14 protein-coding genes (1 of these 14 running past the window's edge) are annotated in these 12,204 nt (G+C 59.1%); 5 read left to right on the top strand and 9 right to left on the bottom strand.

The features are described 5' to 3' along the window. The first annotated feature begins 35 nt into the window (after positions 1-35). A complete protein-coding gene (locus LOY69_RS27250) occupies positions 36-737 on the top strand; it encodes a biotin/lipoate A/B protein ligase family protein (RefSeq protein ID WP_123389766.1) in 702 nt (233 codons plus the stop codon). Here the strand turns inward: LOY69_RS27250 and crp are convergent. Next, positions 734-1,378, bottom strand: coding sequence for a cAMP-activated global transcriptional regulator CRP (gene crp, locus LOY69_RS27245; RefSeq protein WP_213665119.1), 645 nt, complete (start codon positions 1,376-1,378; stop codon positions 734-736). The two genes, LOY69_RS27250 and crp, sit on opposite strands and share 4 nt — an antisense overlap. A 233-nt stretch (positions 1,379-1,611) precedes the next feature. On the opposite strand from crp, the gene LOY69_RS27240 reads away from it, so the two are divergent. Next, the gene (locus LOY69_RS27240; RefSeq protein WP_020295492.1) at positions 1,612-2,034 is read left to right on the top strand and encodes an OsmC family protein; all 423 of its coding nucleotides are present in this window, start codon (positions 1,612-1,614) and stop codon (positions 2,032-2,034) included. A gap of 75 nt (positions 2,035-2,109) precedes the next feature. Here the strand turns inward: LOY69_RS27240 and coq7 are convergent, their stop codons facing one another. The 6 genes from coq7 to hemJ all read right to left on the bottom strand — a co-directional run bounded on the left by coq7 (position 2,110) and on the right by hemJ (position 6,586). Then, positions 2,110-2,757 carry a 2-polyprenyl-3-methyl-6-methoxy-1,4-benzoquinone monooxygenase gene (gene coq7 / locus LOY69_RS27235; protein ID WP_011063796.1) on the bottom strand — a complete coding sequence of 216 codons (648 nt, stop codon included), beginning with the start codon at positions 2,755-2,757 and terminating at the stop codon, positions 2,110-2,112. A gap of 126 nt (positions 2,758-2,883) precedes the next feature. Beyond that, positions 2,884-3,222, bottom strand: coding sequence for a histidine triad nucleotide-binding protein (locus LOY69_RS27230; RefSeq protein WP_011063795.1), 339 nt, complete (start codon positions 3,220-3,222; stop codon positions 2,884-2,886). 70 nt (positions 3,223-3,292) lie between these two features. Next, positions 3,293-4,081, bottom strand: coding sequence for an SDR family NAD(P)-dependent oxidoreductase (locus LOY69_RS27225; RefSeq protein ID WP_102881027.1), 789 nt, complete (start codon positions 4,079-4,081; stop codon positions 3,293-3,295). 61 nt (positions 4,082-4,142) lie between these two features. Continuing rightward, the gene (locus LOY69_RS27220) at positions 4,143-5,057 is read right to left on the bottom strand and encodes a DUF805 domain-containing protein (protein ID WP_110594502.1); all 915 of its coding nucleotides are present in this window, start codon (positions 5,055-5,057) and stop codon (positions 4,143-4,145) included. 95 nt (positions 5,058-5,152) lie between these two features. Next, positions 5,153-6,121 carry an NAD(P)H-dependent flavin oxidoreductase gene (locus tag LOY69_RS27215; protein ID WP_265073846.1) on the bottom strand — a complete coding sequence of 323 codons (969 nt, stop codon included), beginning with the start codon at positions 6,119-6,121 and terminating at the stop codon, positions 5,153-5,155. Positions 6,122-6,154: 33 nt separating this feature from the next. Next, complete coding sequence (hemJ, locus tag LOY69_RS27210) at positions 6,155-6,586, bottom strand: protoporphyrinogen oxidase HemJ (protein WP_011063791.1); 432 nt, start codon at positions 6,584-6,586, stop codon at positions 6,155-6,157. Between the two features lie 135 nt (positions 6,587-6,721). Here hemJ and argC point away from each other — a divergent pair, with 135 nt between their 5' ends. Then, positions 6,722-7,756 (top strand): N-acetyl-gamma-glutamyl-phosphate reductase, encoded by a 1,035-nt coding sequence (gene argC / locus LOY69_RS27205; RefSeq protein WP_102881023.1) that lies wholly within the window; start codon positions 6,722-6,724, stop codon positions 7,754-7,756. Between the two features lie 169 nt (positions 7,757-7,925). Then, complete coding sequence (gene erpA / locus LOY69_RS27200; protein ID WP_011063789.1) at positions 7,926-8,276, top strand: iron-sulfur cluster insertion protein ErpA; 351 nt, start codon at positions 7,926-7,928, stop codon at positions 8,274-8,276. 71 nt (positions 8,277-8,347) lie between these two features. On the opposite strand, the gene LOY69_RS27195 is transcribed toward erpA, so the two are convergent. Both LOY69_RS27195 and LOY69_RS27190 read right to left on the bottom strand, forming a co-directional pair. Beyond that, entirely contained in the window at positions 8,348-9,439 is a 1,092-nt protein-coding gene (locus LOY69_RS27195) for an anhydro-N-acetylmuramic acid kinase (protein WP_265073845.1), read from the bottom strand. A gap of 3 nt (positions 9,440-9,442) precedes the next feature. Further along, the gene (locus LOY69_RS27190) at positions 9,443-10,864 is read right to left on the bottom strand and encodes a peptidoglycan DD-metalloendopeptidase family protein (protein WP_265073844.1); all 1,422 of its coding nucleotides are present in this window, start codon (positions 10,862-10,864) and stop codon (positions 9,443-9,445) included. Between the two features lie 209 nt (positions 10,865-11,073). Here LOY69_RS27190 and tyrS point away from each other — a divergent pair, with 209 nt between their 5' ends. Continuing rightward, on the top strand, positions 11,074-12,204 hold the 5' portion of the coding sequence (gene tyrS, locus LOY69_RS27185; protein ID WP_102861892.1) for a tyrosine--tRNA ligase. It continues 69 nt past the right edge of the window; only the first 1,131 of its 1,200 coding nucleotides appear in the window; it begins with the start codon at positions 11,074-11,076; the stop codon falls past the right edge of the window.

Here is a 12,204-nt window from a genome sequence, read left to right as displayed (position 1 = left end):
CTTTTTCGTATCTATTGCAAAGGATTTCCACTGTCATGACCCAACCCCTTGCCTTGACTGTCGAAGCTGGCCTGCAGGCCGAGCAGGATCTGCTGGCGCTGGTGTGTGCTGGCGAGCAGGAGTTTGGGCTGCTGTTCTGGCAGCCCAGCGATCGGGCGCTGGTGATGCCCCGGCGCTTGAGTCGCCTGCCGGGGTTCGAGCAGGCCTGCCAGGCGTCGGCGGCCAACGGCTGGCCGGTGCTGCTGCGGGAAACTGGCGGTGAGCCGGTGCCGCAATCGGCAGCTACGGTGAATATCGCGCTGGTCTATGCGCCACCGCGCAGCGAGGGGGATCAGGGGCGGATCGAAACGGCCTATCGGCGTCTGTGCCAGCCGATTTGCGATCTGCTCAGTGAGCTGGGAGGCCATCCGTCGTTGGGGGAGGTGGACGGCGCCTTTTGCGATGGCCGTTTCAACGTCAATCTGGAGGGGCGCAAGATGGTCGGTACGGCCCAGCGCTGGCGTCAGAGCAAAGGCGGACAGCGCCCGGTGGGGCTGGTGCACGGTGCCCTGCTGCTGGATAACGAGCGCGACTCCATGGTGGGGGCGGTCAATACCTTCAATCAGGCTTGCGGCCTGGAGCAGCGTTGCCGGGCTGAAAGCCATATCGCCCTGCATGAGGCGTTTACCGCAGAGAATGCCGTGGCCCGGCTGGACAGCCTGTACCGGCAGATGCTCAAGAGCTTTCTGCCGGGTTAGCGGGTGCCGAACACCACCATGGTCTTGCCTTTGACGTGAACCAGGTTGCGCTCCTCAAGGTCCTTGAGGACGCGGCCGACCATTTCTCGGGAGCAGCCGACTATCCGGCCGATCTCCTGACGGGTGATCTTGATCTGCATGCCGTCGGGGTGGGTCATGGCATCCGGTTGCTTGCACAGCTCCAGCAGGCAGCGGGCAACCCGTCCGGTCACGTCGAAGAACGCCAGGTCGCCGACCTTGCGCGTGGTATTGCGCAGGCGCTGGGCAATCTGCCCGCTGAGGACGTAGAGAATGTCCGGGTCGTTCTGCGACAGTTCGCGAAACTTCGCGTAGCTGATCTCGGCGACTTCGCATTCCACTTTGGCCCGTACCCAGGCGCTGCGCTGCTGTTCGTGCCCGGCCTCTTCGAAAAGCCCCAGTTCACCGAAGAAATCCCCGGCGTTGAGGTAGGCGATGATCATCTCCCGGCCATCGTCATCCTCGATGAGGATGGTCACCGAGCCCTTGATGATGAAATACAGGCTGTCGGACACATCACCGGCGCAGATGATGTTGCTCTTGGCCTGATACCGGCGGCGTTGACAGTGCATCAGCAACTTGTCGAGATTTTTGATCCTGGGGGTGGGGGCAATAGCAACCATGGTTGTATCCCGAGAAGACTGCACGGTATGAGGTGATTTTTATGGGCGTAAAACGAGGACGTTGAACGCTGGCTAAGCGCCAGTCATTTGGCGTCAGCTTAACAGACACATCCTTGACGGATTTAAGATTTTTCTTAGTTAAGATCGGTAATCTGCTGTGAACATGCAAAGCGCAGCCCGTGCAAAACCCTGTGCTAAGCTGGCGACCCTTTTTTTACAGTGGAGTCTTGGCGATGAAGGCACGCATCCAATGGGCTGGCGAAGCCATGTTCCTCGGTGAGTCGGGCAGTGGCCACGTTGTGGTGATGGACGGTCCGCCAGAAGCCGGTGGACGCAACCTGGGTGTTCGCCCCATGGAGATGCTCCTGCTCGGTGTGGGCGGTTGCAGCAATTTCGACGTGGTCAGCATCCTCAAGAAGTCGCGTCAGGCGGTTGAAAGCTGTGAGGCCTTTCTTGAAGCCGAGCGTGCAACCGAGGACCCGAAGGTCTTCACCAAGATTCACATGCATTTCGTGGTCAAGGGGCGTGGGCTGAAGGAGGCTCAGGTCAAGCGGGCCATCGAACTGTCCGCCGAGAAGTATTGCTCGGCTTCGATCATGCTCGGGGCTGCTGGCGTGGCCATTACCCACGATTACGAAATCGTCGAGTTGGGTTGAGCCGGGACGCAGTTCGTCGGTAAAGGAAAAGGGCGCCTCAAGAGCGCCCTTTTTTGTGTTCGGTACTGGCCGGGATCAGATCCGATAGGTGCTCTTGGTCATGACCTTGGCCAACAGGCTCATGCCGAACTTCACCGGTGCCGGGAAGCGGAAGCCGCCCGCTTCGAGAGCGGTTTCTGCGTGGTGCTCTTCGTCGATACGCATCTGCTCCAGGATGGCCCGGGACTTTTCGTCTTCTGCCGGTAGTTGTTCCAGGTGTTCGTTCAGGTGCTTGCAGACCTGGTCTTCGGTGGCGGCGACGAACCCCAGGCTGACTTTGTCGCTGATCAGGCCGGCGGCGGCGCCGATGCCGAATGACAGGCCATAGAACAGCGGGTTGAGAACACTCGGGTGGCTGCCCAGTTGGCGGATGCGCTGTTCGCACCAGGCCAGGTGGTCGATTTCCTCTTCGGCGGCATGCTCCATGGCCTGGCGTACCTGGGGCAGTTTGGCGGTCAGGGCCTGGCCCTGGTAGAGCGCCTGGGCGCAGACTTCCCCGGTGTGATTGATACGCATCAGGCCGGCGACGTGCCGGGTATCCTCGTCACTCATCTGCGCTTCCGGCTGCACTATGGCCGGTGACGGGCGATAAGGTTGGCCGCTGAAAGGCAGCAGCGTACGCATGGCCATATCAGCTTGCAGCAGCAGACGGTCAATCGGCGAGTAGTGACGTTGGGTAGTCATGCTTATCTCCGGGAAGAATCACGGCGGCCAGTTTACTCCAATCGACAGGGTGAAAACTGCGCTGGATCAGCGCACCCTCGCCTGGGAGTGGGCGAGGGTGCGCGCTACACGAGTGTTGGCGGGCAATCAGCCCGGAGGCCAGTTCATCTGACGCTGACCCAGCACGTGCATATGAATGTGGTAGACGGTCTGACCGCCCAGCTCATTGCAGTTCATCACCACCCGGAAGCCGTCCTCGCAACCTTGTTCCTTGGCCAGGCGCTGGGCGGTGAACAGGATGTGTCCGGCCAGGGTTTTGTCGTCCTCGGTGAGGTCGTTGAGGGTGCGAATGGGCTTCTTCGGTATGACCAGGAAGTGCACCGGTGCTTGCGGAGCAATATCGTGGAAGGCCAGAACCTGGTCGTCCTCGTAGATGATCTTCGCGGGTATTTCTCTGTTGATGATCTTGGTGAACAGAGTATCCACAGCTGTTTCTCCATTGGGTTGGTCCGGGGTGAGTGTACTCAGGCTCACAATGTGCGCCCAGTCCGAACATCTAACGTGGGCAATAGGCCCGATTGAAGTAACCGACGATCTTGCGGGTCAGCCAGCGAGAGCCCAGGCGGCTGCTGAAGGCCATCCAGCGGTTCAAGCGGCCGGGGATGATGATGGCACGGTTCTTTTCCAGGGCCCGGACTGCGTACAACGCGACTTCTTCGGGGCTCATGAGCAACTTGCTGTCGTTGAGCTTCTGGGTGTCCATCTGGGCGGTGCGGAAGAATGCGGTGCGGGTGGGGCCGGGGCACAGCACCGAGACCTTGACCGCGCATTTTTTCAGCTCTTCGCGCAGCCCTTCGGAAAAGTGCAGAACATAGGCCTTGCTGGCGTAGTAGGTACTCATCCAGGGGCCGGGATAGAAGGCCGCTACCGAGGCGACGTTGAGTATCTGTCCTCCACCCAGCAGGGCCATGCTGTTGCCCAAGGCGTGGCAAAGGCGGGTCAGCGCGAGGATGTTGACCTCGATCAGGTCTTGTTCGGTCATCCAGTCCTGGGCCAGGAAAGGGCCGCTGGTACCGATCCCGGCACAATTGACCAGCAGGTCGATCTGGCGGTCGCCTTCCTCCAGTTCCAGCAGGAAGCCGGACAGTCGCAGAGGCTCTCCCAGATCGCAGGCCCGGAACAATACTTCGACGCCGAAGCGTTGGGTCAGCTCCAGGGCGATGCATTCCAGCTGATCACGCTGGCGGGCCACGAGAATCAGGTTGCGGCCACGCCGGGCCAGTGCTTCGGCAAGGGCCAGGCCTATGCCGCTGGAAGCACCGGTGATCAGAGCGTAACGGGTCATGCATTTCTCCATCGCAACGGCCAGCGGCCTGCGACAGGAAGGGTCGCAGGCTGGGGCGCGTTTATTCTTGCTCGGATTCTACAGGGGCGGCGATGTCCGCTGGTTCAGCATCTTCATCGGCGCTGCTGGAATCGATGGTTTCGCTGTAGCTGGTTTCGCTGTAGCTGTCTTCCAGGGAACTCAGGCCACCGGCCACCACACCCACGATCAGGACGGCGATCAAGACTACCCACATCCAGGACAGGACCTTGACGGCGGTGGTGTTGGGCGGAGGTGGCGCGCCGTAGCGGTTGGCCACGTTGCTGCCCGGGCTGACCATCAGCACCAGCGGGAACACGCTGCCGACGATAGGGACGAAGTTCAGCAGCCACAGCCAGCCCGACCAGCCGAGGTCGTGCAGGCGCTGCACGCTGATCTGGATGCTGACGACGATGAAGCCGATGAAGACCACTACCCCACCAGTAATCCCCAGGACAGTGAGCAGTGTGGAGTTGAACATTGCGGCGGACAGGATGCCGAAGAAGGCGCCCACACCGATCACTGCCAGCATGGCCACCGTCAGGACCAGGGTCCAGGCCAGATAGCGCAGGCGACCGATGCGGCCTTCGAAACTGAAGACATTGAGTGTGGCGTATTGGGGGAGGGCATCTCCCACCGCCGCTTGCGGGGGCGCATAGGGCGAAGCGCTGATGCTGGCGGCCGTGGGCGTGGGGGTTACTGCATCGAGGTTCAGCTGCAACGAGGGCTCGGATTCGATGCGGGCATCGATCCCGGTGTTCTTCAACGCTTCCAGGTAGCGCTGGGCATCGGCCTGGGTCAGGTCGCGCTTGAGTTCCACCTGTTGGCCACTGAACAGGCGTTCCACGGCAGCGACATCGCTTTTGAACAGTTCGGCCAGGTTCAGTTGGGCGGTGGATTTTTCCACGCCGGGCAGCAATGTGCCGTCGAAAACAATCTTGTAGCGGGTCTCGCTCATGGGGGCATCCCTGTCGCTTGAAAAGAAGGCTTACATAAAAGGCCGACAGTTTAAGGCCAGTGCCCCCCGGCTGGCCAAAAAACAATGAGAACTGGTTAGCGTGGCCAGCGTTTAATGAGTTGCGCCGAGCGTTCCTGAGCGGCCTGATACTCGCTGTCCAGGCGGGCAATCAGTTGATCGACGCTGGGCAGGTCGTTGATCTCACCGACGCCCTGGCCGGCAGACCACACGGTTTTCCAGGCCTTGGCTTCGTCGCTGATGGGTTTGAGCTTGGAGCCGAAATTGACTTCGCCTTTACCTTGCAGGGCTGCCAGGTCGAAACCGGCGTTTTCCAGGCTCTGGCGCATGAAGCTGGCAGGGACCCCGGAGACGGCGGCAGTGTGCACGATATCCGCAGCGTGAGAGTTGAGCAGCATCTCTTTATAGGCGTCCGGTGCATGGCTTTCGGTGGTGCCGATAAAACGGGTGCCCAGATAGGCCAGGTCAGCGCCAAGCAGCTGTGCGGCGAGAATCTCGTGACCGCGGTTCAGGCAGCCGGCCAGCAACAGGGTCTTGTCGAAGAACTGGCGAATCTCGGCAATAAGGGAGAACGGGCTCCAGGTTCCGGCATGTCCGCCAGCCCCTGCCGCTACAGCGATCAGTCCGTCGACTCCGGCCTCTGCAGCTTTCTCCGCATGCCGGCGGGTGGTCACGTCATGGAATACCAGCCCGCCATAGCTGTGTACGGCGTCTACCACTTCCTTGACTGCGCCCAGGCTGGTGATGACGATCGGCACCTGGTGTTCGATGCAGATCTGTAAATCCGCCTGCAGACGCGGGTTGCTGTTGTGCACGATCAGGTTCACCGCGTAGGGGGCAGGGTTCTCCAATTTGGCCAACCCTGCTTCGATCTCCTCTAGCCAGGCCTTGAAGCCACTGCTCTCACGCTGGTTGAGGGCGGGGAAGCTGCCTACCACGCCATTGCGACAGCAGGCCAGAACCAGTTCAGGGTTGGAGATCAGGAACATTGGCGCCGCCACCAGAGGCAGGCGCAGGCGTTGTTCGAGCAGAGCGGGCAGTGACATTGGAGTACCCCCAGGGGAAGCGACTAGTAAGAGTTAGAACGGCCGTACAACGACCAAAATTACAATAGCCAGCAATATCAGGACCGGTACTTCATTGAACCAGCGATAAAAGACATGGCTGCGGGTGTTTTCGCCACGGGCAAAACGTTTCACTTGAGCGCCGCACATGTGGTGGTACCCGATCAGGATCACCACCAGGGTCAGTTTGGCGTGCATCCAGCCACCCTGGCCGAAGTAGGCGCTGGGATTGAGGCTGATCAACCAGATGCCAAAGATCAGCGCGGCGATCATTGCCGGCCCCATGATGAAGCGATACAGCTTGCGCTCCATGAGGCAGAAGCGCTCACGGCTGATGCTGTCTTCGCTTTGAGCGTGATAGACGAACAGGCGCGGCAGGTAGAAAAGGCCGGCAAACCAGCAGACCACACTGACGATATGAAAGGCTTTGAGCCATAGATAGAGCATTTTTAGTTATTCCCAGGTTCACGGTGACGAAGATAGTAGAGGGTAGAGCGGCCGCACGTCACCTTGACGGTTGTCGCAGGGGCGCGCCCCCCCTATTATCGGCAGCTTTCCAGTGGGTTCGTTGAGGGCAGGTTTATGGTCAAGGTCGGTATTGTCGGCGGCACGGGTTACACCGGTGTCGAACTGCTGCGTCTGTTGGCACAGCATCCGCAGGCGCGAGTGGAAGTCATCACTTCGCGATCCGAGGCGGGCCTGGCCGTAGCCGACATGTACCCGAACCTGCGCGGTCACTATGACGGCCTGGCTTTCAGCGTGCCGGATATCAAGACGCTGGGTGCCTGTGATGTGGTGTTCTTCGCAACGCCCCACGGTGTAGCCCATGCACTGGCCGGCGAGTTGCTGGCGGCTGGGACCAAGGTCATCGATTTGTCGGCGGACTTCCGTCTGCAGGATGCCGATGAGTGGGCCAAATGGTACGGCCAGCCCCACGGCGCACCTGAGCTGCTGGATGAGGCGGTCTACGGACTACCGGAAGTCAACCGTGAGCAAATAAAGAAGGCTCGTCTGATTGCCGTTCCCGGGTGCTATCCAACGGCCACCCAGCTGGGCTTCCTGCCATTGCTGGAGGCCGGTCTTGCCGACACTACGCAGCTGATCGCTGATTGCAAGTCCGGCGTCAGTGGAGCAGGCCGTGGTGCCAGCGTCGGTTCGCTGTACTCGGAAACCTCCGAGAGCATGAAGGCCTATGCGGTCAAAGGGCATCGTCACTTGCCGGAAATACGCCAGGGTCTGCGTCGGGCGGCAGGCAAGGACGTCGGCCTGACCTTTGTGCCGCATCTGACGCCAATGATTCGCGGCATTCACTCGACGCTCTACGCGACCGTGGTGGACCGCTCGGTTGATCTGCAAGCGCTGTTTGAGAAGCGTTATGCCAACGAGCCTTTCGTTGATGTGATGCCGGCGGGCAGTCATCCTGAGACTCGCAGTGTGCGTGGTGCCAACGTATGTCGGATTGCCGTGCACCGGCCACAGGATGGTGATCTGGTGGTGGTGCTGTCGGTCATCGACAATCTGGTCAAGGGGGCTTCCGGCCAGGCGGTGCAAAACCTCAACATTCTGTTCGGCTTGGACGAGCGCCTGGGGCTGTCCCACGCTGGCATGCTGCCTTAAGGTCGGTTTAGAGGTGAATAGAAAGGCCCGTCTGACGGGCCTTTCTGCGTTCTGCGGGCAACTGGACGACTATTGATATACCGTAACAATAGTTGACCGCTTTTCTGGGAGAAGCGGATAATGCGCGTCATTACGCAGTATGGCGGCTTAACGCCGGGAGATAGTCAGCATGAGCGTTGAATCCTTCACCCCCACGGCTTTGCAATTCACTCAAGGTGCAGCGCACAAGGTGAAGACCCTGGTCGACGAAGAGGGTAATGATCGCTTGAAGCTGCGCGTATTCGTTACGGGCGGCGGTTGTTCGGGGTTCCAGTACGGTTTCACTTTCGATGAGGAAGTGGCCGAGGACGACACCATCGTCGAGCGCGAAGGCGTAAGCCTGGTGGTCGACCCGATGAGTTTCCAGTACCTGGCCGGTGCTGAAGTGGACTACCAGGAAGGTCTGGAAGGTTCGCGGTTCGTGATCAAGAACCCCAATGCCACCACTACCTGTGGTTGCGGGTCCTCGTTCTCGATCTGATCAGTCGGCAAAAGCCAGATAGCAAAACGCCGCAGTGTCTAACGACTCTGCGGCGTTTTGCTATCTGGCGTTCAAGCCGGGTAGATAGCGCCCAGTACACGCAGGCCGCGGGCGCCTGTGACGCTGGGCCGGTTGGCGGCGATGCCTTCCAGGCAGCAATGGGCCAGCCAGGCGAAGGCCATGGCTTCTACCCAGTCGGGGTCCACGCCATAAACGGCGGTGCTGTTGACCTGTGTCCCGGGTAGTAGCGCGCTGAGGCGCCGCATCAATGTGCCGTTATGGGCACCGCCGCCACAAACCAAAAGCTCCTGAGTGCCGACTTGTGCAGCCTGCAGCGAGTCGACGATGGTCAGTGCCGTCAGTTCCAGCAGGGTGGCTTGTACATTTTCTGCGGGGATGGCGGGGTGCTGGGCCAGATGCTGATTCAGCCACTGGAGGTTGAATACCTCGCGCCCCGTGCTCTTGGGTCCTTGAGTGGCGAAGAATGGATCGCTGAGCAGGGTCTTCAGAAGGGCCTGGTCAAGCTGGCCGCTGGCCGCCCATTGGCCGTTGCGGTCGAAGGTTTCAGCCCGTTGAGTCTGTATCCATGCATCGAGCAGCACGTTGCCAGGGCCGCAATCAAAGCCTGCGACCGGTTTGGCGGTTTCGATCAGGCTCAGGTTGCTGAAGCCACCGACGTTCAGAACGGCACGCTTTCCGGAGCGCTGCTCGAACAGAGCTTCGTGGAAGGCGGGGACCAGAGGGGCGCCTTGGCCGCCGGCAGCCACGTCGCGACTGCGGAAGTCGCTGATAACGGTGATACCGGTGAGTTCTGTGAGCAATGCTGGGTTGCCGATCTGCACGGTAAATCCGCGGCTCGGCTCATGGCGCACGGTCTGCCCGTGGCTGCCTATGGCGCGAATGTCTTGAGCCTGGAGTTGTTGTTGCTGCAGAAGGCTGTGGATGCCCTGGGCAGCCAGCTTGACCCAGTGTTGCTGGGCCATGGCGGAACGGGCGATCTCGTCAGGGCCGCTGGCGCACAAACTCAGGAGTTCGGCGCGCAGGGTCTCTGGCATGGGGATGTAGTGGGTAGCGATCAATCTGATCGCCGGGCTCTGCTCGATCAGGGCAATGTCCAGGCCGTCGAGGCTGGTTCCGGACATTACTCCTATGTAGAACGCCATGGCTCAGCGCTTGCTCGAGGCCAGCATGGTGGCCTTTTCCTGGTCCATCCGAGCCATAAGAGGCTGGCTCTGTTGGAGGAAGCGAGCTCGCTCGGCCTTGGCAATAGGGTCAGCCATCGGCAGTTTCTGGCCCAGTGGGTCTACGTGGACGCCGTTGACCTGGAACTCGTAGTGCAAGTGAGGGCCGGTAGAGAGGCCTGTGGTGCCGATATACCCAATGACCTGACCCTGTTTCACCGAGCCGCCGGTCTTGACGCCCTTGGCAAAGCCTTGCATGTGGCCATACAGGGTCCTGTAGGTGTTGCCGTGCTGAATGATCACGGTGTTGCCGTAACCACCGCGGCGGCCTGCCAGCAGAACCTTTCCGTCACCGGCAGCCTTGATCGGCGTGCCTCGTGGGGCGGCGTAGTCGACGCCCTTGTGAGCGCGGATCTTGTTCAGAATTGGGTGTTTACGGCCCATTGAGAAGCGCGAGCTGATACGGGCAAAGTCCACTGGCGTACGGATGAACGCTTTGCGCATGCTATTGCCGTCGGCGGTGTAGTAGCTGCTGGAACCCTGTTTGTTGGTGTAGCGCACGGCGGTGTAGGTCTTGCCGCGATTGGTGAAGCGTGCGGAAAGGATATTGCCGGTACCGACCACTTTGCCGTTGGCTACTTTCTGTTCGTAGATGACGTCAAACTCGTCACCCTGGCGAATATCCTGCGCGAAGTCGATGTCGTAGCCGAAAATGTTGGCCATATCCATGGTCAGGCTATGAGACAGGCCGGCACGTGCCGCGGACTGTGAAAGCGAACTATTGATGACGCCATGCACATAAGCCGAGCGGACTACTGGTTTAGTGATCACTCGGTTGAAGGTAAAGCCTTTGGGGCCCTTGGTCAGAGTGATGGTTTCCAGATCACTGACTTTACTGTGCAGGTTGCTCAGTTGGCCGTCTTGAGTCAGTTCGAACTCAAGCTTTTGGCCGTGTTTTAGCTGGGAAAACTGCTTTGCTTGCTTGTCGCTTGCCAGGACTTCGTGAACAGATGTAGCTGGCAGGCCAACCTTCTCGAAGAGTGTGGACAAGGTATCGCCCTTGGCCACTATCACTTCTCTATGGCCTGGGGCTTTTTGCTCTTCCGTGACAGCGGTTGTTGGTGCAGCTTCAGCAGTCTCCGGGGGGGCTTCGGCGGTGTTGTCGATCTGTGCGAAAGGAGAGGCGACGCTTTCGCTTGTGGCTTGTTCGACGGAGGCGGCGTCTTGATCTTGTGTCAGCTGCTCGACCGGACTTTCCAGGTCAAGGCTTAGTGTCGTTTTTTTGGCTTCTACATCACTGGAAGGGAATACCAGTAGTGCCAGGCTTAGAAGGGCTGCGATGCCACTTGCGGCGAGCAGGTGGCTCTTCGGATAAAGCGGTGGCGCTTTAGGCGGTTCTGTGGTCATAGGTAATTTGACTTTGAAAAGATGAAATGGAAAAGATGAATGACATGATGAAGATGAAATAACTGTATAAAATATAACCAAATCATCTGTGACGCAAGCTCGCGGACGCTCTGCTGCGTGAATGCCCCCGTACGCCGGGCAAAACTTGTAATTAGTCCGTGATCTTGTATGGTTGGTTCCCTTTTGAATCTGAGCCTTGCGGGTCTGTTATGAAGTCGGTTGAAGAGCAGCTAGCGCTGATCAAACGTGGTGCGGAAGAGTTGTTGGTCGAGTCCGAGTTGATCGAGAAGCTCAAGCGCGGCGAGCCGCTGCGTATTAAGGCTGGCTTCGATCCGACGGCTCCGGATCTGCATCTCGGCCATACCGTGCTTATTAATAAGCTGCGTCAGTTCCAGGATCTTGGTCACCAGGTGATCTTCCTGATTGGCGACTTCACCGGGATGATCGGTGATCCGAGTGGCAAAAGCGCTACTCGTCCGCCACTGACTCGCGAGCAGGTTCTGGATAATGCAGAGACCTATAAGAGCCAGGTTTTCAAGATTCTTGATCCTGCTAAGACTGAGGTCGCATTCAACTCTACTTGGATGGACAAGATGGGGCCGGCGGATTTCATCCGTCTGACTTCCCAGTACACCGTTGCGCGCATGCTTGAGCGGGATGACTTCGACAAGCGCTATTCGACCAATCAGCCGATTGCCATTCACGAGTTCTTGTATCCGCTGGTGCAGGGTTATGACTCGGTCGCTCTGCGTGCTGATGTCGAGTTGGGTGGTACCGATCAGAAGTTCAACCTGTTGATGGGGCGTGAGCTGCAGCGTGGTTATGGTCAAGAGGCTCAGTGCATTTTGACTATGCCTCTGCTCGAGGGGTTGGATGGCGTTAAGAAGATGTCCAAGTCCTTGGGTAACTATGTAGGCATTCAGGAAGCTCCAGGGGTTATGTATGGCAAGCTGGTCTCTATTCCTGATGCGCTGATGTGGCGTTACTTCGAGCTGCTTAGTTTTCGCTCGATGGATGAGATCAATGCATTCAAAGCTGATGTTGAAGCGGGCGCCAACCCGCGTGATATCAAGATCAAGCTGGCAGAGGAGATCGTTGCGCGCTTCCATGGTGACGAGGCGGCCGCAAATGCCCATCGTGGCGCGGGCAACCGTATGAAGGATGGCGAGCTGCCGGAGGATCTGCCGGAAGTTGAGTTGGTCGCTGCTGAAGATATGCCGATTGCAGCTGTCCTTAATAAGGCTGGGCTTGTGAAGAACGCGGCAGTGGCACGGGATCTTCTTGGTTCGGGTGGTGTGCGGGTAGGGGGGGAGGTTGTTGATCGTTCCTTTATATGTGCG

Source organism: Pseudomonas sp. B21-059 (assembly GCF_026016285.1).
Taxonomy (GTDB): Bacteria; Pseudomonadota; Gammaproteobacteria; order Pseudomonadales; family Pseudomonadaceae; genus Aquipseudomonas; species Aquipseudomonas danubii.
Note: the sequence above shows the minus strand (reverse complement) of the source record. Positions and strands in the feature narration are given on the sequence as shown.

Coding starts and splice junctions, on each gene's coding strand:
- LOY69_RS27250 (WP_123389766.1), top strand. CDS start 36: ATGACCCAACCCCTTGCCTTGACTGTCGAAGCTGGCCTGCAGGCCGAG.
- crp (WP_213665119.1), bottom strand. CDS start 1,378: ATGGTTGCTATTGCCCCCACCCCCAGGATCAAAAATCTCGACAAGTTG.
- LOY69_RS27240 (WP_020295492.1), top strand. CDS start 1,612: ATGAAGGCACGCATCCAATGGGCTGGCGAAGCCATGTTCCTCGGTGAG.
- coq7 (WP_011063796.1), bottom strand. CDS start 2,757: ATGACTACCCAACGTCACTACTCGCCGATTGACCGTCTGCTGCTGCAA.
- LOY69_RS27225 (WP_102881027.1), bottom strand. CDS start 4,081: ATGACCCGTTACGCTCTGATCACCGGTGCTTCCAGCGGCATAGGCCTG.
- LOY69_RS27220 (WP_110594502.1), bottom strand. CDS start 5,057: ATGAGCGAGACCCGCTACAAGATTGTTTTCGACGGCACATTGCTGCCC.
- LOY69_RS27215 (WP_265073846.1), bottom strand. CDS start 6,121: ATGTCACTGCCCGCTCTGCTCGAACAACGCCTGCGCCTGCCTCTGGTG.
- hemJ (WP_011063791.1), bottom strand. CDS start 6,586: ATGCTCTATCTATGGCTCAAAGCCTTTCATATCGTCAGTGTGGTCTGC.
- argC (WP_102881023.1), top strand. CDS start 6,722: ATGGTCAAGGTCGGTATTGTCGGCGGCACGGGTTACACCGGTGTCGAA.
- erpA (WP_011063789.1), top strand. CDS start 7,926: ATGAGCGTTGAATCCTTCACCCCCACGGCTTTGCAATTCACTCAAGGT.
- LOY69_RS27195 (WP_265073845.1), bottom strand. CDS start 9,439: ATGGCGTTCTACATAGGAGTAATGTCCGGAACCAGCCTCGACGGCCTG.
- LOY69_RS27190 (WP_265073844.1), bottom strand. CDS start 10,864: ATGACCACAGAACCGCCTAAAGCGCCACCGCTTTATCCGAAGAGCCAC.